The following is a 20479-nucleotide window of genomic DNA, read 5'->3' on the forward strand; positions in this document are numbered from 1 at the left end:
TTGCAGCCCAGATGCAAACCAGACGAAGCCGATGACTGCCGAACCGCCGGGGCTCCATCCCGGCCGCAGGGTCACGCGCGCCCTCGATGCGCTGAACCTCTTCCTTGCCGACGTGCGGGACGGGCTCGGGCCCTACCTCGCGATCTACCTTCTCACGGTGCGCGGTCCCTCGGGCGGCTGGGACGAGGCGACGATCGGCACCGTCATCACCATCGCCGGCATCGTCGGGCTGCTGGCGCAGACGCCCATGGGGGCACTGATGGACCGGACGCGGCGCAAGCGCGCCGTCGTCGTCGCGGCGGCCCTTGCGGTCACGCTGAGCTGCGCCGCGCTGCCCTTCATCAGCGGCTTCGCGGCGGTGGCGGCGACGCAGTCGCTCGCGGCGGTGGCAGGGGCGGTGTTCCCGCCGGCGATCGCGGCGGTCACGCTCGGCATCGTGGGGCCGCGGGCCTTCGCGCGGCGGGTGGGGCGGAACGAGGCGTTCAACCACGCGGGCAACGCTGCTTCGGCGGCGCTGGCGGCGGGGACGGCGGTGCTGTTCGGCCCGGTCGTCGTGTTCTGGATCATGGCGGCGCTGGCGCTGCTGAGCATCGGCGCGGTGCTGGCGATCCCGGCCGCTGCGATCCGCGACGACGTGGCGCGCGGGTTGGGCGACTGCGGCGCGGCGGGCGACGGGCCGTCGGGCTGGCAGATCCTGCTGACCTGCCGTCCCCTGCTGATCTTCGCGGCGCTGATGGCGTGCTTCCACCTGGCGAATGCGGCGATGCTGCCGACGGTGGGACAGAAGCTGACCCGGGTGGTGGGGCAGGACTACGCGACCTCCCTCATGGCCGGCTGCATCGTTGCGGCGCAATGCGTGATGGTGCCGGTGGCGATGCTCGTCGGGGCGCGGGCGGAGGCGTGGGGGCGGAAGCCGATCTTCCTCGTCGCCTTCGGCGTGCTGGCGGCGCGGGGATTCCTCTACACCGTCTCCGATGCGCCGTGGTGGCTGCTAGGTGTGCAGGCGCTGGACGGCGTGGGGGCAGGGATCTTCGGGGCGCTCTTCCCGGTGGTGATCGCGGACCTGACGCGGGGGACCGGGCGCTTCAACGTGAGCCAGGGGGCGGTCGCGACGGCGCAGGGGCTTGGTGCGGCGCTCAGCGCCTCGCTGGCCGGGCAGGTGATCGTGCATGCGGGGTATTCGGCGGCCTTCGCGACGCTCGGCGCGGTCGCGGCGGTCGGCTTCGTCGGGTACCTCCTGCTCATGCCGGAGACGCGTTCCGGTGCGACCCGACCGCAGCCCGAGGGTCCGCGGGCGGCTGCGTCGGCCTGAACGGGTCCGGCGGAAGGACGTGGTCGCCGCTTCCTGTTCCGGGCCGGTGAGTCGTGCCTACGCGCGGCTCTCCCGCACGATCGCGTCGTCGCGTCGCGCCACGGCTGGATTGAGCGCACAGCCGAGCCCCGGTGCAGTCGGCGCCTGGACCAGCCCGTTCCGGATGACTGGCAGCTCCGTCACGAGGTCACGATACCAGGTCGCCAGCGTCGCGCGCACGACTTCCTGGAAGATCGCGGTCGGCGCGTGCAGCGCGAGATGAAGGCCGGCCCAGAGCGCGACGGGGCCGGTGCAGTCGTGCGGGGCCAGGGGGCGGGCGTGCGCCTCGGCGAGCGCGGCGATCTTCCGCCCCTCCGTGAGGCCGCCGCACCAGGCGAGGTCGAGCATGACGATGTCCACGGCGCCGAGCGACAGGGCGCGGCGGAAGTTCACCTTGCCGCCGAGGGTCTCGGAGCCGCAGATCGGGACGCGGACGGCGCGGCGGAGTTCGGCGAGGGATTCGAGGTCGTCCATCTTCCCGATCGGGTCCTCGGCCCAGAAGATTCCGACATCCTCCAGCGCGCGACAGATGCGGGTGGCGGCGTGGACGGACCAGAGGGAGTGGAGTTCCGCCATGATCTCGATGCGGTCGCCCACCGCGCGGCGGATCTTCTCGAAGGGTTCCAGGCCCTTCTTCAGGCCTTCCAGGCTGATCATCTGGCCGCCGCTCGCATCCGCATGCGGGTCGAAGGGCCAGATCTTCATGGCGGCGTAGCCTTCGGAGAGGAGGCTTTCGGCCAGAGCGCCGGCGTCGCGGAAGAAGGCGACTTGGTCGTCGTAGGGGCCGGTGACAGCATCGGCCTCGCCGATGCGGCGCTGTCCCGCGCCGCGGGAGTTGTAGTCGTAGCCGGCGCAGGTGTTGTAGGCGCGGATGGAATCGCGGACCGCGCCCCCCAGCGCCTCGTGGATCGGGATGCCGTGGCGCTGGCCCGCGAGGTCCCAGAGCGCCATGTCCACCGCGCTCGCCGCGCGGACCTCGGCGGAGGAACCGCCGAAGCCGACATAGGGCGTCAGCAGGTGGCGCGAATGCGCCTCGATGCGGCGGGCGTCACGGCCGATCAGGTAGGGCGCGACGACGTCGTGCATCACCGCCTCGACGGCGGCGGAACCGCGGAAGGATTCGCCCAAGCCCGTCAGCCCCTCATCCGTCGTGACCTCGACCCAGAGGAGGTTCTGGCGCTCAGGGATGCGGATGGTGCGGAGGCTCGTGATCTTGCTCATTCGGCGCGGATCCCGTTGGTGCGGACGACCTCGGCCCAGCGCGCGGCCTCGGCGCGGACGTGGGCGGCCATCTCGTCGGGGGTGCTGCGGATCGGGGTGATGCCGGCGGCGCGGGCGCGGGCGGCGAAGTCCGGCTTGTCCATCGCCCGGGAGAAGGCGGCGTTCAGCGCAGCCACCGTCGCGGGCGGGGTCCGCGCGGGGGCCATGAGGCCGAACCAGGAATCGATGACGACGCCGGGCGCACCGGCCTCGGCGAAGGTCGGGACGTCCGGCAGTTCGGGCACGCGCTCTGCCGCGACGACGGCGACCGGGCGGACGGAGCCCGCCCGGATATGCGGCAGGATGGAGGGCAGGTTGTCGAAGAAGACGTCCACGTTGCCGGCGATCAGGTCGGTGATGGCCGGGGCTGACCCGCGATAGGGAACATGCGTCCAGTCCAGGCCGAAGCGCGTGCGCAGCATTTCGGGGCCGAGGTGGTTGGAGGCGCCGGCGCCGGAGGACGCGAAGGTGACGCGCCCCGGCTCGGCGCGGACCTTGGCCAGGAGCTCCTGCAAGGTGCGCGCGGGGAAATCGCGGCGGACGACCATGACGTTGCGGACGGCGCCCGTGAGGATCACCGGCGCGAAGTCGCGCGCGAGGTCGTAGCCGGGGTTGGCGTAGAGCGCGGGGTTCGCGCCGCAGGGGCCGAAAGCGCAGACGATGAGGGTCGTGCCGTCCGGTGTGCTCCGCGCGACCTCCCCCATCGCGATGTTGCCGTTGGCGCCGGGTCGGTTCTCGACGACCGCGCCGCGAGGGAGGATGCCATCGACGGCCTCGGCCAGCAGGCGCGACATGATGTCGGTCGTACCGCCGGGCGGGGAGCCGACGACCAGCCGGACCGGACGGTCGGGCAACTGCGCGAGGGCGGGCCAGGTGATCAGGGCCAGCGCGAGCGCGACGAGCAGGCGGCGCATGAAGGTTTCCTTCCCCGGGCCGCGTCTCCGGCGGTCCCGCGCGATGGTCCCACGGCAGGCGCCGCGCGTCACGCCGTTGCGCCGGCGGCGGCGGACGCACAGGGTGCCAGCGCGAAGGGGAGACTCCGCGTGAGCGACACCATCTTGCCGGGGATCGAGGCCGCGGCGCGCTACGTCGCCGCCGGCGAGGCCGTCGTCCGGGCGGGCGAGCCGGGCGGTGAGATGTACGTCGTCATCGCCGGATCGGTGGAGGTGCTGGACGCCGAGGGGCAGCCTGCCACCCGGATCGGCCCCGGCGGCACCTTCGGCGAGGTGGCGCTGGTGGATGGCGGGCCCCGGCTGCGCACGGTGCGGGCGGGGCCGGAAGGGCGCGGCTGCTGCCGGTGGACGAAGCGCGCTTCGTCTACCTCGTCAGCCAGCAGCCGGCCTTCGCGCTCTCCGTGATGGCGGCGCTGGTGCGGTACCAGCGCGGTTCCGGCATGCCGGAACCGCCAGCGCCGGGCGCGCCGCCCCGCGGCTTCCGCGTGGTCGAGGTGCGACCCGGGCTGATCCAGCTGCGGTCGCAATCGCGGGCGGCGAACGCCTACCTCGTCGTCGGGGAGCGGCGGCGGATGCTGGTGGATGCGGGCTTCGCCTCCACGGCGCCGCTCCTCGCGGTGGCGCTGGAAGAGGCGGGGCATCCGGTGGAGACGATCGACCTCGTCGTCCTGACGCATGAGCATGCGGACCATGCGGCGGGCGTCGGCTGCCTGCCGCCGCGGGCGGTCGTCGCGGCGCATGCGCTGGCGGCGGCGAAGATCGAGAACGGGGACGATTTCGCGACGGTGCGCGACCTGTTCGGGGAGGAGGCGCCGCCGGCCCGGGTGGACCTGACCCTGCAGGAAGGGTCGGTCGTCTCCGTCCCGCCCTGGCGCTTTGACGTGCTGCACACGCCCGGCCACACCTCCGGCCACCTGGCGCTGCACGACGCCGCCACGGGGACGCTGATCTGCGGCGACACGGTGATGGCGGGCGGCGCGCTCGGCGGGGTCTTCGCCTCGGGCAACATCAGCGACCTCGTGCTCTCGCTGGAGCGGATGGCGGGGTTGCGTCCCCGGCTGCTGCTGCCGGGGCACGGCTACGTGTCGGAAGATCCGGAGGCGGACCTGGCGAAGGCGGTGATCCGGGCGCGCGGCCTTCTGGCGGAGACGCGCGACATCTTCGGCGCGATGGGGGCGTCGCCGGCGGGGCTGGAAGCGATCCTGCGGTCGGCGAAGGCGCTGGCGCGGTAGGCGGCGCCGCACCGGCCGAGTTCAGGGTCCGCGTGGCGCCATCCCCGCGGCCGGCCTGATCGCGTCGGGCCTGATCGCGTCGGGCCTCACGGACGGGGCGGCGTGGCGGGACTGGCCGGTCGGGCAGAGGTCCAGCAGCACGCAGCGGTCGCAGGCCGGCGCGTGGAAGTGGCAGGTGCGCTGGCCGTGCAGCATCAGGACCTCGTGGTGGTCATAGACCTGCTGCGCGTCCCACTCGGGCGGGAGCATCGCCTCCAGCACGCGGTGCGAGGGGCCTACCGAGAGGTTGCCCGGGATGAGGCCGAGGCGCTGCGCGACGCGGTGGTGATGGCTGTCCACCGGCAGCGCGCGGCGGCGCAGCGTGGAGAAGGAGAGGACGGCGGCGGAGGTCTTCGGGCCGACGCCGGGAAGCCCTTCAAGCCATTCCCGCGCCTCGGCGACGGGCAGGTCGGCGAGGTGCTGCAGGTCCAGCGCGCCGCGGCGTTCGGCGATCGCGCGCAGCGTGCGCTGCAGGGCGGGCGCCTTGGCCTCGGGCCAGGTGCAGGCGGAGATCGCGGCCTGCACATCCTCGACTGGCGCGTCGCGGACGGAGTTCCAGTCCGGGAAGCGCCCGCGCAGCGTGCGAAAGGCCGTCGCGCTGTCGCGGTTCCGGGTGCGGTGGGAAAGGAGGGAGGAGACGAGCTCGTCCAGCGGGTCGAGGTCGCCGAAATAGGCGATGGGGCAGCCCAAGGCCTCGCAGAGGCGCCGATGGATTTCCAGGAGCCGTTCGTGCAGCCGGTCGGCGGGGGTGGCGCGGGCCATGGGGCGATCTCGTCCGGGGAGGGACGGGAACGCGGGGGCGACTCGTTGTTTTCCCTGAAGATTGTTGGGGCGTCAGGCTGCGGCGCGCGGCGTCATGCCCCAACGGGCGAGAAGGTCGCGCAGGCGTTCGGCGGCGGCGGGCGCGAGCGGCCAGGCCGCGGGCGGGCGGGCGGGGCCGACGTCCTCCCCGATCAGGGCGAGCGCGGCCTTCACGACGGAGACATTGGCACCGGCAGATTCCTCGGCGCGCAGGTATTCGAATTCCTGGAGGGCGGCGATATCGGAGGCGGCGGCCGCGGCGTCGCCGCGATCCAGGGCGCGCAGCACGGCCATCGAGCGTTCGGGGAAGAGGTTGATGAGGCCGGAGGTGAAGCCCCGCGCGCCGAGGGCGGTCATGGGCGGCGCCCAGGGCTCGGCGAGGCCGCAGACCCAGGCGAGCGGGCGGCCGGCCGTGCGGCGGATCATCTCGGCCAGCAGCATGAGGTTGGGCGTCGCCCATTTCACGCCGACGATCCCGGGGACGGCCGTCAGCGCCTCGATCGCCGCGGCGCCCATCGCGTCGTCGCGGAGGTAGAGGATGACGGGGAGGTCGGCTGCGCCGGCGACGCGGCGGACGTATTCGACCACGCCGCGCGGCGCGCGGAAGGGGTCGGGCGGCTGGTGGATCATGACCGCGTCGGCCCCGGCGCGGCGGGCACGGGCGGCGAGGGACGCGGCCTCCCCGACGGAGCGGCCGACGCCGGCGATCGTGACGGCGCGGCGGGCGACGAGGGCCGGGACCTCCTCGGTTATGCGCTCCGCCTCCGCCATGGTGAGGCCGTAGAATTCGGAAGTGTTGCCGTTCACGGTCAGGGCCGCGACCTCCGCCGCGGCAGCGCGGGCGATAATCGGTTCCAGGCGTGACGGGGCCACGCCGTCCGTGGCGTCGAAGGGGGTGACGAGGATTCCGGAGATGCCGGCGAGGGCGGCGGTCACGCGGGCAGCGTCGGTCATGTGGAGAATCCTGCAACGCGGGACGGTGCGGGTCCACGGCGGTTGACAGGGCCGCGCGCGGTGAGGCCCGTGCGATCCCACGATCCGGAGGAAACAACATGCTACGACGCGCCCTGCTCACGCTCTCGCTTGCCTTAGTCCCTGCGCTGGCTTCGGCGCAGGACTGGCCGCAGCGGCCCGTGCGGATGATCATCCCCTTCGCGGCGGGCGGCGTGACGGACATGGTCGGGCGCGTCGTCGGGCAGGAACTGTCGCGGCGACTGGGGCAACCCGTGGTCGCGGAGAACCGAGTGGGCGCGGGCGGCAACATCGGGGCCGATGTCTGCGCCAAGGCGACGGATGGCTACACCATCTGCATGGGCACGATCTCGTCCCACGCCATCAACCCGTCAATCTATCCCCGGATGCCCTTCGACAATCTTCGGGACTTCGCGCCGATCGCGCTGCTCGGGCAGCAGCCCAACGCGCTGGTCGTCGCCAACGCGCTTCCCGTGCGGAGCGTTCAGGACCTCGTCGCCTACATGAAGGCTCGGCCAGGGCAGTTGAACTACGGGTCCTCGGGCGTCGGGACCTCGACGCACCTGGCCGGGGAACTGCTGACGCAGCAGACCGGGACGGATGCGGTGCACGTGCCGTACCGGAGCAGCGCGCAGCTGGTGACGGACATCCTGGCGGGGCAGTTGCCGATGTCCTTCGACAACTTCTCCTCCGTCTTCCCGCATGCGCGGGAGGGGCGGATGCGGATGCTCGCGGTCGGTTCGGCGCAGCGCTGGCCGGCGGCGCCCGACGTGCCGACGGTGGCGGAGACGTTGCCCGGATTCGAGAGCCTGTCCTGGCACGGGCTCTTCGCCCCGGCCTCCATGCCACGGCCAGCCGTGGAGCGGTTGACGCGGGAGACCGTGGCGGCCCTTCAATCGCCCGACGTCGTCACCCGCTTCAACGACGTTGGCATCGCGCCGGGCACGCTGTCCGGCGACGCGTTCCGCGACTTCGTGGCGGCGGAGACGCGGCGCTGGGGCGAGGTCGCGCGGCGGGCGAATATCCGCGCGGAGTGAGTCGCCCGGGGGCGGGTCAGCGCTGGCGCCAGGGCAGGCCGTCGGCCTTCCATCCCGCGACGGTGCCGCGGTGGCCTTCCCCGTCCGGCGGACCCTCGAAGCCGTCGGCGACGTTGTAGCTGTTCGGGAAGCCCGCGGCCTGGGCAGCCTGGGCCGCGGCGAGCGACCGGGCGCCGGAGCGGCAGAGGAAGTAGATCCTGCTGAGCGGCGTGGCGCCGGCCTTATGCAGGTGATCCACGAAGGCGCCGTTCACGCCCATGGCCGGGTAGACCTGCCAGGGGATGAGCACGGGCTGCTTCCCCGCGGCCGAGAGGTCGGGAAGGCCGACGAAGGTCCATTCGGCGTCAGTCCGCACGTCCACCAGCACGGCGGCTGGATCGTTGCGGATGGCATCGTAGGCCTCGGCCGGGCGGACGTCCTGCACGGTCATGGGCGGCTGCTCCTGTTTTCGGCAGGGGAGATGGGGCAGGGCGCGGGCGCTTGCCAAGGGCCGCCCAGCCCTGAGCATGGCGCGGCGCTTGCTAAGCCCTTCGCTGACGCAGCCGTGATTTCGCGGTGCCGGTCGGGACCGGCTCCGCTATAGGGGCCGTGACCCGGGACGCGGGGTGGCAGGGACATGGACGGGATGACCGGGTTGGAACGGCCCTTCGTGGAAATCGACGACGTCTCCATGCGCTACGGCGGCACCGAGGGGACGCTGGCGCTGCACCATTGCGACATGCAGGTGAAGCGCGGCGAGTTCGTCGCGGTCGTCGGGCCCTCGGGCTGCGGCAAGTCCACGCTGATGCGGCTGGTCACCGGGCTCTGGCCCTGTTCGGCCGGGTCCGTGATCGTCGCTGGGCGGGAGGTGGACGGGCCGCTCTCGGTCGCGGGGATGGCGTTCCAGGCGCCGACGCTGCTGCCCTGGCGCACGATCCTGCAGAACGTGATGCTGCCGCTGGAGGTGACGGAGCCGCACCGGCGCCGGCTGCGGTCGGAACGTGCGATGTACGAGGAGAAGGCGCGGAAGCTCCTCGCGCTCGTCGGCCTCAAGGGCTTCGAGCACAAGAACCCGCACCAGCTCTCCGGCGGCATGCAGCAGCGGGCGTCGCTGTGCCGGGCGCTGGTGCATGACCCGCAACTGCTGATGCTGGACGAGCCCTTCGGGGCGCTGGACGTCTTCACGCGCGAGGACCTCTGGGTCGAGATGCAGACGGTCTGCGAGACGCTGAAGCCGACCGTCATCCTCGTCACCCACGACCTGAAGGAGGCGGTGTTCCTCGCGGACCGCGTGCTGATCATGTCGGCGCGGCCCGGGAGGATCATCGCGGAGCGGACGGTGCCCTTCCCGCGGCCGCGGGCGCTGGACCTGACCTACACCCAGCCCTTCCAGGAACTGGTCCACGACCTGCGGGACCACATCAGCGCGGCGCGGCGCGGCGAGGACATGCCGGCCGCCGTGCCGGCGCAGGAGACGACCCATGCCGCTTGATTCCGGCACGACCGCTTCGGGCAGCAAGGACAGCCGCGGCACGATGGCGGCGCAGCGGATCGAGGCGCTGGCGGCCGCGGCCCGGCGCCGGCGACGGCTTCAGGCCTGGCTGCCCTGGCTCATCATCGTCGGCACCTTCGGGGTCTGGGAGATCGCGTGCCGCGGCTTCGAGATCCCGCAATTCATCCTGCCCGCGCCCTCGGCCATCGCGGCATCGATGGTGAAGTGGTGGCTGCCGCTGCTGGAGAACTCCTGGCAGACGCTGATGACGACGCTCATCGGCTTCGCGGCGGCCATCGTCTTCGGGCTGCTGCTGGGGGTGGCGATCGGGTCCTCGACGCTGCTCTACCACGGCCTCTACCCGTTGCTGATCGGGTTCAATTCCGTGCCGAAGGTCGCGGTGGTGCCGATCCTCGTGATCTGGTTTGGGATCGGGACGGTGCCGGCGGTGATCACGGCCTTCCTCATCTCCTTCTTCCCGATCGTCGTGAACGTCGCGACGGGGATCGCGACGGTGGAGCCGGAACTGCGGGACGTGCTGCGGGCGCTCGGGGCCAAGCCGTCGGACATCATCCGCAAGGTCGGGCTGCCGCGGGCGATGCCGTATTTCTTCGCGTCCCTGAAGATCGCGATCACCGTGGCCTTCGTGGGATCCATCATCGCGGAGACGGTGGCGGCGAATAAGGGCATCGGGCACCTGATGATCCTGGCGTCCTCGCGCTTCGACGTGCCGCTGGTCTTTGCCGGGCTGATCGTGACGGGGATCATGGGCGTGGTGATGTACGCCGTGGCGGTGACGATCGAGAACCGGACGACGGGCTGGGCGATGCGTGGGCAGGATGGCGGACAGGTGACCGTCGCGGGGGTCTGACCCCGCGCGTCGCCGGGCGCTACCGGGCCGGCCCCCCTCAATTCGACGGGGTGCCGGCGATTTCGACGGCCGCCTCGCGGATATGCTGCCGCATGATTGCCTCGGCAGCTTCGTCCTCGCCGCGTCCGATCGCGGCCGTCAGGGCCTCATGGCCCGCCTGTGACACGCGCATCGCCTCGGGCCGCAGCAGTCGGCCGAACAGCATCCGGTTGACCGGCAGGGACAGCCGCCGCGCCGCCTCGATGAAGCGGGCGCGGCCGGAGAGGGCGAGCACCGCGTCGTGGAAGGTGGCGTTCGCGGCGTAGTAGGCCGCGGCCTCCCCGGCGGCGACGGCCCGCGCACCGGCCGCGAGCGCGGCATCCAGTTCCGGCCACGGCGTACCGGCGGCCACGCGTCGCGCGGCCAGGCGGGCGGCCATCCCCTCGATCGCCTCGCGCATCTCCCAGATCTCCGCGATCTCGGAGGCGTCGAGGCGCCGGACGACCGCACCGCGATGGGCTTCGAGCGCGATGACGCCCTCCCCCGCGAGGAGGCGCAGCGCCTCGCGGACCGTGTTGGCGCCGGCGGCAAGTTGGTCTTCGAGGTCCGCCGCGACGAGGCGCTGGCCCGGGGCGAAGTCGCCCCGGCCGATGGCGGCGCGAAGCCGGTCGGCCGCCTGCTCGACGGCAGAGCGGCCGTCCGCATCCGGCTTTCGATAAGCCATCAACACGTCTCCAGGCTGGACACGGCCATCCGATCTTCCCAAGATATCTTCATAACACGGGAAGATGGCCGATGCGCCTTGTCCACGCCGCCGACGTGCCGCCGGTGCCCTTCTCCACCCACCGGAGCGGGCGGATCGAGAACGTCCGGCTGTTGGGCGGACAGGAGGGGACGCCGGACAACTACGAGCTCTCCCTCGTCCTGATCGAGGGCGAGTACTCGACGCCGCGGCACCGCCACAACTTCGACCAGGTGCGCGTGATGCTGGAGGGCCGGTTCGGCTTCGGGCGCGACCGCGTGCAGGAGGAGGGCTCCGTCGGCTACTTCTGCGAGGGGGTCTACTACGAGCAGGGCGCGCTCGGCCCCTCCCTCACCCTGCTCTACCAGGGTGCTGGCGCCTCGGGGTCCGGGTTCATGTCCTACCGGCAGACGGACTCGGGCAAGACGGCGCTGGAACGGCGGGGGCGCTTCGAGAAGGGTGTCTTCACGGTTACGAGGCCGGAGGGCGGCCGGATCAACCAGGACGCCTACGAGGCGATCTGGGAGGAGGTGAACGCCCGCCCCATCGCCTATCCGACGCCACGCTACGACATGCCGGTGATCATGAACCCGGCCGCCTTCGAATGGGTGCAGGAGGCGGATGGCCTGCGCCGCAAGCGACTCGGCGGCTTCGGCGAGCGGGGGATGGCGGTGTCGACCCTCCGGCTCGATCCCGGCGCGACCTACCGCGCGGGACCCGGGCGCCTGATCTTCGTCATCACCGGCACCGGCGCGGTGGCGGGCGAGCGGTACGGGACGTGCAGCGCGATCGCGACGGATTCGGATGCGGAGACCGTGCTGCGCGCCGAGGCGCCGTCGGAGTTCTTCGAGATGGTCCTGCCCCGCTTCGACGGCGCGGCAGTGGCCGCGCGCGCGGCGTGAGCGTCATGCGCCGTCGCTCGCTTCTCCTCGGCGCGGCCGCCCTGCCCGGCCTGTCCCGCATGGCCGCTGCGCAGGATCTTCCGGCCGGCCCGATCAGGCTCGTCGTCGGCTTCGCGCCGGGCGGCGGCATCGACAGCTTCGCGCGGATCCTCGCCCGACGGGCGCAGGACCTGACCGGGCGCGCCTTCGTCGTGGACAACCGGCCGGGCGCGGGCGGCACGATCGCGGCGGCGCATGTCGCGCGCTCCGCGCCCGACGGCACGACCCTGCTGGTCGGCGAGAACGGCGTGATCGCGACGGCGCGCGCCGTGTTCGCGAGCCTGCCCTACGATCCGGAGCGCGACCTGGCGCCCGTGTCGCTCTGCGTGGTGCAGAGCGTGCTGTGCTGCGCGCGCCCCACGGTCGCGACGGACCTGCCGGGGCTGATCGCGGCGGCGCGGGCGCGGCCGGGGGCGCTGTCCTACGCGAGTGCCGGGGCGGGGAACCCGACCCATCTCTTCGCGGCCGATTTCGCCCGGCGTGCCGGGATCGAGGCGGTGCACGTGCCCTATCGCGGTGGCAGCCAGATGGTCGCCTCGGTGCTGGCGGGCGAGACGGCCTTCGGGTTCTTCAGTGCCGCGAGCGCCCTGCCCCAGGTTCGGAACGGCGGCCTGGCGGCCCTCGCGGTCGGCGATGAGCAGCCGGCGCCGCTGCTGCCGGACGTGCCGCCCGCCGGGCGCGTGCTGCCCGGCTTCACCTTCGCCTTCTGGTACGGGATCAACGCTGCGGGCGGCACGCCGGCGCCGCTCGTCGCCGCGCTCTCGACCACGATCGGCACGGCCCTGCGGCATCCGGAGACGCGGAGTTCGCTCGAGGCGCAGGGGCTGAAGGTTGCGGCGACCGGGCCGTCGGATTACGCCGCCTTCGCCGCCGCCGAGACGCTCCGCTGGTCGGAGGTTGCTCGGCTCGCCGGAGTGACGCCAGAGTAGCCGCATGACCGCACCGCTCGCCCCCGGGGCCGTGACCGCCTTCATCGGCCTGGGCGTGATGGGCGGGGCAATGGCCGCCAACCTGTTGCGGGCCGGATTCGCGGTGCGGGTGCACACGCGGACAAAGGACCGGGCCGCGTCCTTGCTGGCGGCCGGCGCAACCTGGGCGGAGACGCCGGCCGCGGCGGCGGGGGTGCGGACGCCGTCCTGCTCTGCCTGCCCGATGCGCCGGACGTGGCGGAGGTGCTGTTCGGCGCGGGTGGTGCGCTGGCGGCAATGCGGCCGGGCCGCGTGGCCATCGATTTCTCGACGATCGCGGCGACCAGCGCGCGGGACCACGCGGCGCGCGCCGCAGCCGCGGGCGTCGCGCTGCTGGACGCGCCGGTCAGCGGCGGGCCGCAGGGTGCGAAGGACGCGACGCTGACGATCTTCGTAGGCGGGGATGGGGACGCGCTGGAGCAGGTGCGGCCGCTGCTGGACGCCGTCGGGAAGACCGTGACCCATTTCGGTCCGGCGGGGTCCGGGCAGGTCGCGAAGTCCTGCAACCAGATCATCACCTCGGCGACGATCGCGGCGGTGGCGGAGGCGCTGAACCTCGCGGCCCGCGCGGGCCTGGATGGGGAGGCGCTGCGCACCGCGCTGCTCGGCGGTTCGGCGCGCTGCGCGGCGCTGGAGAACCACGCGAAGCGTATGCTGGCGCGCGGCTTCTTGCCCGCCGGGTTCCGGGCGGAACTCATGCGGAAGGACCTGCGCGCGGCGGAGGCGACCGCGGATGCGGCGGGGGCTGCACATCCCTCGGCGACCCGGTTGCGGGAGGCGTTGGACGAACTGGTCCGCAGCGGCCGGGGAACGCTCGACACCACGGCGCTTCTCCTCCTGCTGGAGGAAGCGTGAACTTGCGCCCCCCGCGCCGGGGACGCAGCCTGCCCGCATGATCGCGGTGGATTGGGGCACGACCAGCCTGCGGGCCTGGCGGCTCGGCGTGGACGGGGCGGTGCTGGATTCGGTGGACCGGCAGGGCGGCGGCATCCTGTCGGTGCCCGAAGGCGGGTTTCCCGCCGCGTTCCGGGACGCGCTCGGCCATTGGCTCGCGGAGGGTGAGGCGGAGGTCCTGATCTGCGGCATGGCCGGCAGCCGGCAGGGCTGGGTGGAGGCGCCCTACCTCCCCTGCCCCGCCGGTGCGGCGGAGATCGCGGCGGCGGTCGTCGCCGTGCCCTTCGAGGAGGCGCGGGTCCGGATGGTACCGGGCCTGACGGGCCACGATGGTTCCGGCGTGCCGGAGGTGATGCGGGGGGAGGAGACTAAGCTCGTCGGCCTCGCGGCGACGTGCGTGGCCGATGCCACCGTCGTCATGCCCGGGACGCACGGCAAGTGGGCCCGGCTGCGAGGCAGGCGGGTCGAGGGCTTCACCACGCACATGACCGGCGACGTCTTCGCGGCGCTGACGAAGGCAACGATCCTGGCGCGGACGATCGAGCTGGACGCGCCGCCGGACTGGGAGGCCTTCGACCGCGGTGCGGCACGGGCGCGGCAGGACGGTGGGCTGCTGCACCACCTCTTCGGCACGCGGACGCTACACCTGGTTGACGGGATGACGCCGGCCGAGAGCACCTCCTACCTCTCCGGCCTGCTGATCGGACACGAGGTCGCGGCGGCGGGCGGCGATGGGCCCGTGGAACTCATCGGCAGCGACGCGCTGGTGGAGCGTTATGCCCGCGTGCTCGGCCCCCGCGCGACGCGGCGGGACGGGGAGGACCTGGTGCTGGCAGGACTGGCCGCGATCGCGGCGGGAGGGCGGGCGTGACGCTGAAGGAACACCTAGCGCGCTCGCCGGTCGTCGCGATCCTGCGGGGGATCCGGCCGGAGGAGGCCGTGCCGGTCGGGGAGGCGCTGGTCGAGGCTGGCGTCACAGTGCTCGAAGTGCCCCTGAACTCGCCGGAACCTCTACGGAGCATCGAGGCGATGGTCCGCCGTTTCGGGTCGGACGCCTTGGTGGGCGCCGGGACCGTCATCGGCGCCGCTGCCGTCGGGCAGGTCGCGGATGCGGGCGGGCAGGTGATCGTGACGCCGCACGCGGACCCGGCCGTGGTGCGCACCGCGAAGGCACGCGGGATGCTGGCGCTGCCCGGCTTCTTCACACCGGGCGAAGCCTTCGCATTGCTGGAGGCCGGCGCGGACGGGCTGAAGCTGTTCCCGGCCGAGGCGGCCTCGCCCGCGGTGCTGAAGGCGCTGCTCGCGGTGCTGCCGCGGGGCACGATGGTGCTGCCGGTGGGTGGGATCGGGGCCGACAACATCCCGGCCTGGCGCGCGGCGGGGGCGGCGGGATTCGGCGTCGGATCCTCGATCTACAAGCCGGGGGACACGGCGGCCGACGTAACGGCCAAGGCCCGGGCCTTGCGCGCCGCCGCCGTCCCTGTTTGAAGCGCCGGAAGAACCCGTCTCGAACGGGAAACTAACGGAGGCTCGTCCCGGATGATGAACCGTCGCGTGGTCCTGGGCTCGGCGCTCGGCGCCCCGGCCCTGCTGCGCCCCATGGCGGCGCGCGCGCAGGAGGTTACGCTCCGCCTGCACCACTTCCTGCCCGCGGTGTCGAACGTCCACCGCCACTTCCTGCAGCCCTGGGCGCAGAAGGTGGGAACGGAGAGCGGCGGGCGCGTCCGCGTGCAGATCTTCCCGTCCATGCAGCTCGGCGGCGCGCCGCCGCAGCTCTTCGACCAGGCGAAGGACGGGGTCGTCGACATCGTCTGGACGCTGCCGGGCAACACGCCGGGACGCTTCCCGAAGATCGAGGTCTTCGAGCTGCCCTTCGTCGCGCACAAGCGTGCGGCGGTGAACGTCAAGGCGGTGCAGGAGTTCTACGAGACGACGCTGCGCGAGGAGTTCCGCGACGTTCACCCGATCTGCGTCTGGGGCCATGATGGGGGGCTGATCCATTCCAACCGGCCGGTCCGGACGATGGAGGACATGCGCGGCCTGAAGCTGCGCTTCCCCACGCGGCAGAACGGCGAAGCGCTGCGGGCGCTCGGCGCCGCGCCGATCGGCATGCCGATCCCGCAGGTGCCGGAGGCCATCAGCCAGGGCGCGATCGATGGCGCCATCGTGCCGTGGGAGGTCGTACCCTCCATTCGCCTGCACGAGTTGGTGCGGAACCACACGGAGATCCCGGGTTCGCCGACGCTCTACATCGCGACGTTCATCCTCGCGATGAACAAGGCGAAGTACGAGGGCCTTTCGCCCGAGGTGAAGCGGGTGATCGACGCGAGTTCCGGACAGGTGGCGGCGGAGATGGCGGGCAAGGTCTGGGACGAGCAGGGACCGGTGGTGCTGGAAATGGTCCGCCGCCGGAACAACACCCTAATCACCTTGGCCGAGGACGAGGTGCAGCGCTGGCGGCGGACGACGCAGCCCGTGGTGGACAACTGGGTGAACGCGACGCCGGGGGGCGGCGCGCTGCTGGAGCAGGCGCGGGCGCTTGTCACGAAGTTCGGGCAGGGCGTCGCGTGATCCGCACCGGGGCGGCGGCGTGAGCGATCTGCACCCGGCCGACCGTCCCGGGCCCATGCATCGGATCTGCCGCGGCGCCGCGCTGCTCGGCGGCGCGGTGCTGCTGGCGACCGCAATCCTGACGACCGCGAGCGTGCTGAAGCGCTGGGCGGTGAACGACCCGATCCGCGGCGACTTCGAGATGATCCAGATCGGGTCGGGCCTCGCGGTGCTCGGCTTCTTCGCCTACGGCACGATGCAGCGGGCCAACATCTTCGTGGACACCTTCACGGGCTGGCTGCCGCGGCGCGTGCAGGACGGGATGGACGCGGCCTGGAACCTTGTCTGGGCCGGGCTGATGCTGGCCTTGGCGGAGCGGATGGTCATCGGCGCCGGCGACACGCTGCGGAGCAACACGCAGACGATGGTGCTGGGCCTGCCAACCTGGTGGGCCGTGGGCCTGGGGGCCGCGGCCTTCGCGCTGACCGGGCTGGCCGCGCTGTTCTGGAGCAGGCGGCTGATCCTGCCGCGCGGGGGTCCGTCGCGTGGGTGAGGAATTCACGCAGGCCGCGATCGGCTTCGCGGCGCTGCTCGGACTGATGCTGCTGCGGGCACCGATCGGGCTTGCGATGCTGCTGGTGGGGGCCGCGGGCTACCAGCACATCGTCGGGTGGGGGCCGCTGTTCAACTACCTCAAGACCACGCCCTACCACCTGTTTTCCAACTACACGCTGTCCGTCATCCCGCTCTTCATCCTGATGGGCGCGCTGGCGGAGCGCGGGGGGCTGGCGCGCGACCTGTTCGGGGCGGCCGGTGCGCTGTTCGGGCGGTTCCGCGGCGGAATGGCGATGAGCGTGATCGGCGCCTGCGCGGCTTTCGGGGCGGTCTGCGGGTCTTCCGTCGCGACGACGGCGACCTTCGGACGGGCGGCGCTGCCGGAGTTGCGGCGGTATCGCTACGACCCCGGCTTCTCGACCGGCACGATCGCGGTGGGCGGGACGCTCGGGATCCTCATCCCGCCATCGGTCATCCTCGTGGTCTATGCGATCAGCACGGAGCAGAACATCGCGAAGCTCTTCATGGCCGCGCTGATCCCGGGCCTGATGGCGACGGCCTTCTACCTATGCGCCATCTGGGTGGTCGTGCGCCGGAACCCCGAACTGGGGCCGGCCGCCGAGCGGGTCGCGGCGCCCGAGCGCAATGCGGCGCTGCTTCGCGTGATACCGGTGATGCTGATCGCGGTGACCGTCGTCGGCGGCATCTATGGCGGCGTCTTCACGCCGACCGAGAGCGCGGCGGTCGGCGTGATTGCGACCCTTCTCGTCGGCGTGGTGCGGCGGACGCTGGACTGGGAGGAGATCAAGGGCGCCCTCCTGAACACCGCCGAAACCACCGCGATGATCTTCGCGATCCTGCTGGGCGCGGAGGTCTTCAATGCCTTCCTGGCCCTGACCCAGGCGCCGGACCTGCTGGCGCAGTGGGTGACGGAGCAGAACCTGCCGGCCTACGGCGTGCTGTGCATCCTGCTGCTGTTCTACATCATCCTCGGCGCGGTGATGGACGAACTGGCGATGATCCTGCTCACCTTGCCGGTCTTCTTCCCCGTCGTGACCGCACTCGATTTCGGGCTGACGACCGAGGAGACGGCGATCTGGTTCGGCATCCTCGTCCTCATCGTCGTGGGGATCGGGCTGACGGCGCCGCCGATCGGGCTGAATGTCTTCGTCGTCTCGGCGATCGCGAAAGATGTGCCGATCACGCGCACCTATCGGGGGGTGCTGCCCTACCTCGCGACGGACGTGGTGCGCCTGGCGCTCTGCGTGGCCTTTCCCGTACTGAGCCTTGCGGTCGTGCGCCTGCTGACGTGAGGGTCGGGCGGGCCTGGCCCGCCGCCGTTGCGCCCGGGGTGACCGGTGCTATGAAACGCCCACAATGTTCCTGGTGCGGGGGCGGCGGGATGTTCGTCCGGGTCAATGACCTGTCGGTCCATGTGCAGGAAGCGGGGCCGCCGGGCGGGCCGCCCGTGCTCATGCTGCATTCGCTCGGTACGAACCTGCATGTCTGGGACCCGCAGGCCGCGGCGCTGGCGCGGACGCACCGGGTGATCCGGGCGGACCTGCGCGGTCACGGGCTGACCTCCGGCCATGCGGCGGAGGAGACGAGCATGGCGGAACTGGCCGCGGACGCGGCGGGGCTGCTGGATGCGCTGGGGATCACGGCAGCGCACCTTGCCGGCGTGTCCATCGGCGGGCGGATCGCGATGGAACTGGCGGCCATCCGGCCGGAACGCGTGCTGTCGCTCTTCCTTCTCGACACCGCGATGGAGTTCCCTCCCCCGGAGACCTGGTCGGCGCGGATGCAGGCCGTGCGCGCCGGTGGGATGTCAGCCGTGGCCGATGGGGTGTTGACGCGATGGGTCGTTGACGGCTCGGCGCCGGCGGCCATGGGGCTGAGCGCCATGCTGCTGGCGACGTCGGCGGGCGGCTACGCCGCCTGCGCGGCCGCGCTGCGCGATGCGCGCGCCGAACCGCTGCGTGGGCGCCTCCGCGGGCCGGCGACGGTCGTGGTGGGGGAGTTGGACCTGGCTTCCCCCATCGCGGCTGCGCAGGCCATCCGGGATGCGATCCCGGGCAGCAGCCTGACGGTCATCCCCGGCGCAGCGCATATCCCGAACTTCGAGTTCGCCGAGGCTGTCACGGACGCGCTGCTTCGGCATTTCGCGGCACCGGTCGACGATCCCCATGCGGCGGGGATGGCGGTGCGCAAATCCGTGCTGGGCGAGGCCCACGTGGCGCGTGCGCAGGCCAACGTCACGCCGCTCGATTCGGCCTTCCAGGACTACATCACGCGCAACGTCTGGGGGCAGATCTGGACGCGGCCTGGCCTGCCGCGGCACGTACGGTCGCTGCTGACGCTGGCGGTGACGGCGGCGCTGGGGCGTGAAGGGGAGTTTGGCCTGCATGTCCGAGCCACGCGCAACACCGGCGTGACGCCGGAGGAGATCGCGGAGGTCCTGCTGCAGGTCGGCGCCTATGCCGGCGTGCCCGCCGCGAATCACGCGCTGAAGATCGCGAAAGAGATCCTGTCGGAGATGGAAAAGACGGCATGAGCGAGACGGTCTTCGGCTATCGACGGCCCGATCCGGCGACGCAGCCGCCGAACGCGTCGCCCGAATACGGCAGCACGCGCGCGCGGGCACCGTCCCAGCCGCCGCTGGTCCTGCCGCACACACTGACGGAGACGAGCGCGCCGCTCTTCACCAAGGCGCGCTATCCCGAGGTGGCCGACTTGACGATCATGGACAACGGCCAACCCGCGATGGGCGAGCGGATCATCGTCGCGGGGCGCGTGACCGACGAGGACGGTCGGCCCGTGCGGCACGCGATGGTCGAGGTGTGGCAGGCCAATGCCGCAGGGCGCTACAACCACGGGGGCGACCAGCACGACGCGCCGCTGGACCCGAACTACCGCGGCATGGGCCGGGTCTTCACGGACGAGGACGGGCGGTACCGCTACCTGACGATCCGGCCCGGGGCTTATCCCTGGCGAAATCACAACAACGCCTGGCGCCCCAACCATATCCACTACTCGCTGTTCGGGGCGGGCTTCGCGCAGCGCATGATCACGCAGATGTATTTCCCCGGCGATCCGCTGCTGCCGCTCGACCCCATCTTCAACACGGTGCCGGACGAGCGGGCGCGGAACCGGCTGGTCTCGGCCTTCGACCTGGGGATCACGCAGCCCGAGTACGCGCTGGGCTACCGCTTCGACATCGTGCTGCGGGGACGAGATGCGACGCCCATGGAGGACCATCGCTGATGGCGTCCGCGACACCGGAGCTGGCGCCGTCCGAAGCGACGATGGCGGCCTCCGCCAGCCAGACAGCGGGGCCCTACTGGCACTTGGTGGACTTCCCGGAATGGGCGGACACGACGCGGCATTTCGCCGAGAACCTGCCGGAGGGCGAGCGGATCGTGCTGACGGGCACGCTGCGCGACGGCACCGGGGCGCTGGTGACGGACGCGATGGTCGAGATCTGGCATGCCGATCCGTCGGGGAAGTATCCCGACCAGTCCGGCGATCCGACGGCCTTCCAGGGCTACGGCCGATGCGCGACGGACAAGGAAGGGCGGTTCCGCTTCGTCACGCTGAAGCCGGGGCCCGTGCCGACGCGGCCTGGTGCCAACACGATGCAGGCGCCGCATGTCGCGCTGATCGTCTTTGCGCGGGGGCTGCTGCACCACCTGACCACGCGGCTGTACTTCGAGGGCGAGGCGATGAACCGCAACGACCCCGTGCTCTCCGCCGTGCCGGCGGCGCGGCGCGGGACGATGGTCGCGCGGCGGACGGCGCCCGACACCTGGAACCTCGACCTGCGCCTGCAAGGCGAGGACGAGACGGTATGGCTGGCCGTCTGA

23 protein-coding genes and 1 pseudogene are annotated in these 20479 nt (G+C 72.2%); 18 read left to right on the forward strand and 6 right to left on the reverse strand.

Features of this window, described 5'->3' with window-relative positions; genetic code table 11:
- The first annotated feature begins 31 nt into the window (after nt 1-31).
- A complete protein-coding gene (locus tag ACE7GA_RS23860) occupies nt 32-1312 on the forward strand; it encodes an MFS transporter (protein ID WP_376092557.1) in 1281 nt (426 codons plus the stop codon).
- A 57-nt stretch (nt 1313-1369) separates the two neighbouring features.
- On the opposite strand, the gene ACE7GA_RS23865 is transcribed toward ACE7GA_RS23860, so the two are convergent.
- Nucleotides 1370-2572 carry a mandelate racemase/muconate lactonizing enzyme family protein gene (locus ACE7GA_RS23865; RefSeq protein WP_376092560.1) on the reverse strand — a complete coding sequence of 401 codons (1203 nt, stop codon included), beginning with the start codon at nt 2570-2572 and terminating at the stop codon, nt 1370-1372.
- The gene (locus ACE7GA_RS23870; protein ID WP_376092564.1) at nt 2569-3525 is read right to left on the reverse strand and encodes a Bug family tripartite tricarboxylate transporter substrate binding protein; all 957 of its coding nucleotides are present in this window, start codon (nt 3523-3525) and stop codon (nt 2569-2571) included. Before ACE7GA_RS23870 ends, ACE7GA_RS23865 begins: the two co-directional genes overlap by 4 nt.
- A gap of 129 nt (nt 3526-3654) precedes the next feature.
- On the opposite strand from ACE7GA_RS23870, the gene ACE7GA_RS23875 reads away from it, so the two are divergent.
- Nucleotides 3655-3969 (forward strand): cyclic nucleotide-binding domain-containing protein, encoded by a 315-nt coding sequence (locus ACE7GA_RS23875; protein ID WP_376092567.1) that lies wholly within the window; start codon nt 3655-3657, stop codon nt 3967-3969.
- The gene (locus tag ACE7GA_RS23880) at nt 3909-4796 is read left to right on the forward strand and encodes an MBL fold metallo-hydrolase (RefSeq protein ID WP_376092570.1); all 888 of its coding nucleotides are present in this window, start codon (nt 3909-3911) and stop codon (nt 4794-4796) included. The genes ACE7GA_RS23875 and ACE7GA_RS23880 overlap by 61 nt, the downstream gene beginning before the upstream one ends.
- Nucleotides 4797-4817: 21 nt before the next feature.
- Here ACE7GA_RS23880 and nth read toward each other — a convergent pair whose 3' ends face one another.
- Nucleotides 4818-5597: an endonuclease III domain-containing protein gene (gene nth, locus ACE7GA_RS23885; protein ID WP_376092573.1), complete on the reverse strand. Its 780-nt coding sequence runs from the start codon at nt 5595-5597 to the stop codon at nt 4818-4820.
- Nucleotides 5598-5669: 72 nt separating this feature from the next.
- The gene (locus tag ACE7GA_RS23890) at nt 5670-6590 is read right to left on the reverse strand and encodes a dihydrodipicolinate synthase family protein (RefSeq protein ID WP_376092576.1); all 921 of its coding nucleotides are present in this window, start codon (nt 6588-6590) and stop codon (nt 5670-5672) included.
- A gap of 98 nt (nt 6591-6688) precedes the next feature.
- On the opposite strand from ACE7GA_RS23890, the gene ACE7GA_RS23895 reads away from it, so the two are divergent.
- Nucleotides 6689-7645, forward strand: coding sequence for a Bug family tripartite tricarboxylate transporter substrate binding protein (locus ACE7GA_RS23895; RefSeq protein WP_376092579.1), 957 nt, complete (start codon nt 6689-6691; stop codon nt 7643-7645).
- A 16-nt stretch (nt 7646-7661) separates the two neighbouring features.
- Here the strand turns inward: ACE7GA_RS23895 and ACE7GA_RS23900 are convergent, their stop codons facing one another.
- A complete protein-coding gene (locus tag ACE7GA_RS23900; RefSeq protein WP_376092582.1) occupies nt 7662-8075 on the reverse strand; it encodes a rhodanese-like domain-containing protein in 414 nt (137 codons plus the stop codon).
- 186 nt (nt 8076-8261) lie between these two features.
- Between ACE7GA_RS23900 and ACE7GA_RS23905 the strand changes: the two genes are divergently transcribed.
- Both ACE7GA_RS23905 and ACE7GA_RS23910 read left to right on the forward strand, forming a co-directional pair.
- Nucleotides 8262-9116: an ABC transporter ATP-binding protein gene (locus tag ACE7GA_RS23905; protein WP_376092585.1), complete on the forward strand. Its 855-nt coding sequence runs from the start codon at nt 8262-8264 to the stop codon at nt 9114-9116.
- A complete protein-coding gene (locus tag ACE7GA_RS23910; protein ID WP_376092588.1) occupies nt 9106-9987 on the forward strand; it encodes an ABC transporter permease in 882 nt (293 codons plus the stop codon). The genes ACE7GA_RS23905 and ACE7GA_RS23910 overlap by 11 nt, the downstream gene beginning before the upstream one ends.
- A gap of 37 nt (nt 9988-10024) precedes the next feature.
- Here ACE7GA_RS23910 and ACE7GA_RS23915 read toward each other — a convergent pair whose 3' ends face one another.
- The gene (locus ACE7GA_RS23915) at nt 10025-10690 is read right to left on the reverse strand and encodes a GntR family transcriptional regulator (RefSeq protein ID WP_376092591.1); all 666 of its coding nucleotides are present in this window, start codon (nt 10688-10690) and stop codon (nt 10025-10027) included.
- A 71-nt stretch (nt 10691-10761) separates the two neighbouring features.
- Between ACE7GA_RS23915 and ACE7GA_RS23920 the strand changes: the two genes are divergently transcribed.
- The 12 genes and pseudogenes from ACE7GA_RS23920 to pcaG all read left to right on the forward strand — a co-directional run bounded on the left by ACE7GA_RS23920 (nt 10762) and on the right by pcaG (nt 20479).
- Complete coding sequence (locus ACE7GA_RS23920; protein WP_376092594.1) at nt 10762-11610, forward strand: hypothetical protein; 849 nt, start codon at nt 10762-10764, stop codon at nt 11608-11610.
- 5 nt (nt 11611-11615) lie between these two features.
- Nucleotides 11616-12578 carry a Bug family tripartite tricarboxylate transporter substrate binding protein gene (locus tag ACE7GA_RS23925; RefSeq protein WP_376092597.1) on the forward strand — a complete coding sequence of 321 codons (963 nt, stop codon included), beginning with the start codon at nt 11616-11618 and terminating at the stop codon, nt 12576-12578.
- A gap of 4 nt (nt 12579-12582) precedes the next feature.
- Nucleotides 12583-12756, forward strand: a pseudogene (locus ACE7GA_RS23930) (NAD(P)-binding domain-containing protein); the annotation flags it as partial.
- Nucleotides 12741-13472: an NAD(P)-dependent oxidoreductase gene (locus tag ACE7GA_RS23935; protein ID WP_376100504.1), complete on the forward strand. Its 732-nt coding sequence runs from the start codon at nt 12741-12743 to the stop codon at nt 13470-13472. The pseudogene ACE7GA_RS23930 and the gene ACE7GA_RS23935, both read left to right, overlap by 16 nt.
- Before the next feature lie 37 nt (nt 13473-13509).
- Nucleotides 13510-14382, forward strand: a complete 873-nt coding sequence (locus tag ACE7GA_RS23940; RefSeq protein ID WP_376092600.1) for a 2-dehydro-3-deoxygalactonokinase — start codon at nt 13510-13512, stop codon at nt 14380-14382.
- Nucleotides 14379-14999: a 2-dehydro-3-deoxy-6-phosphogalactonate aldolase gene (locus ACE7GA_RS23945; protein ID WP_376092603.1), complete on the forward strand. Its 621-nt coding sequence runs from the start codon at nt 14379-14381 to the stop codon at nt 14997-14999. Before ACE7GA_RS23940 ends, ACE7GA_RS23945 begins: the two co-directional genes overlap by 4 nt.
- Nucleotides 15000-15050: 51 nt before the next feature.
- Complete coding sequence (locus ACE7GA_RS23950) at nt 15051-16082, forward strand: TRAP transporter substrate-binding protein (RefSeq protein WP_376092606.1); 1032 nt, start codon at nt 15051-15053, stop codon at nt 16080-16082.
- Between the two features lie 55 nt (nt 16083-16137).
- Nucleotides 16138-16614: a TRAP transporter small permease gene (locus tag ACE7GA_RS23955; RefSeq protein WP_376092609.1), complete on the forward strand. Its 477-nt coding sequence runs from the start codon at nt 16138-16140 to the stop codon at nt 16612-16614.
- Nucleotides 16607-17929 carry a TRAP transporter large permease gene (locus tag ACE7GA_RS23960; protein ID WP_376092612.1) on the forward strand — a complete coding sequence of 441 codons (1323 nt, stop codon included), beginning with the start codon at nt 16607-16609 and terminating at the stop codon, nt 17927-17929. Before ACE7GA_RS23955 ends, ACE7GA_RS23960 begins: the two co-directional genes overlap by 8 nt.
- 89 nt (nt 17930-18018) lie before the next feature.
- Entirely contained in the window at nt 18019-19170 is a 1152-nt protein-coding gene (gene pcaC / locus ACE7GA_RS23965) for a 4-carboxymuconolactone decarboxylase (protein WP_376092615.1), read from the forward strand.
- Nucleotides 19167-19880, forward strand: coding sequence for a protocatechuate 3,4-dioxygenase subunit beta (gene pcaH / locus ACE7GA_RS23970; RefSeq protein ID WP_376092619.1), 714 nt, complete (start codon nt 19167-19169; stop codon nt 19878-19880). Before pcaC ends, pcaH begins: the two co-directional genes overlap by 4 nt.
- Complete coding sequence (pcaG, locus tag ACE7GA_RS23975) at nt 19880-20479, forward strand: protocatechuate 3,4-dioxygenase subunit alpha (RefSeq protein ID WP_376092622.1); 600 nt, start codon at nt 19880-19882, stop codon at nt 20477-20479. Before pcaH ends, pcaG begins: the two co-directional genes overlap by 1 nt.

Origin of the sequence: Roseomonas sp. CCTCC AB2023176 (genome assembly GCF_042259275.1) — a bacterium.
Classification (GTDB): domain Bacteria; phylum Pseudomonadota; class Alphaproteobacteria; order Acetobacterales; family Acetobacteraceae; genus Roseomonas.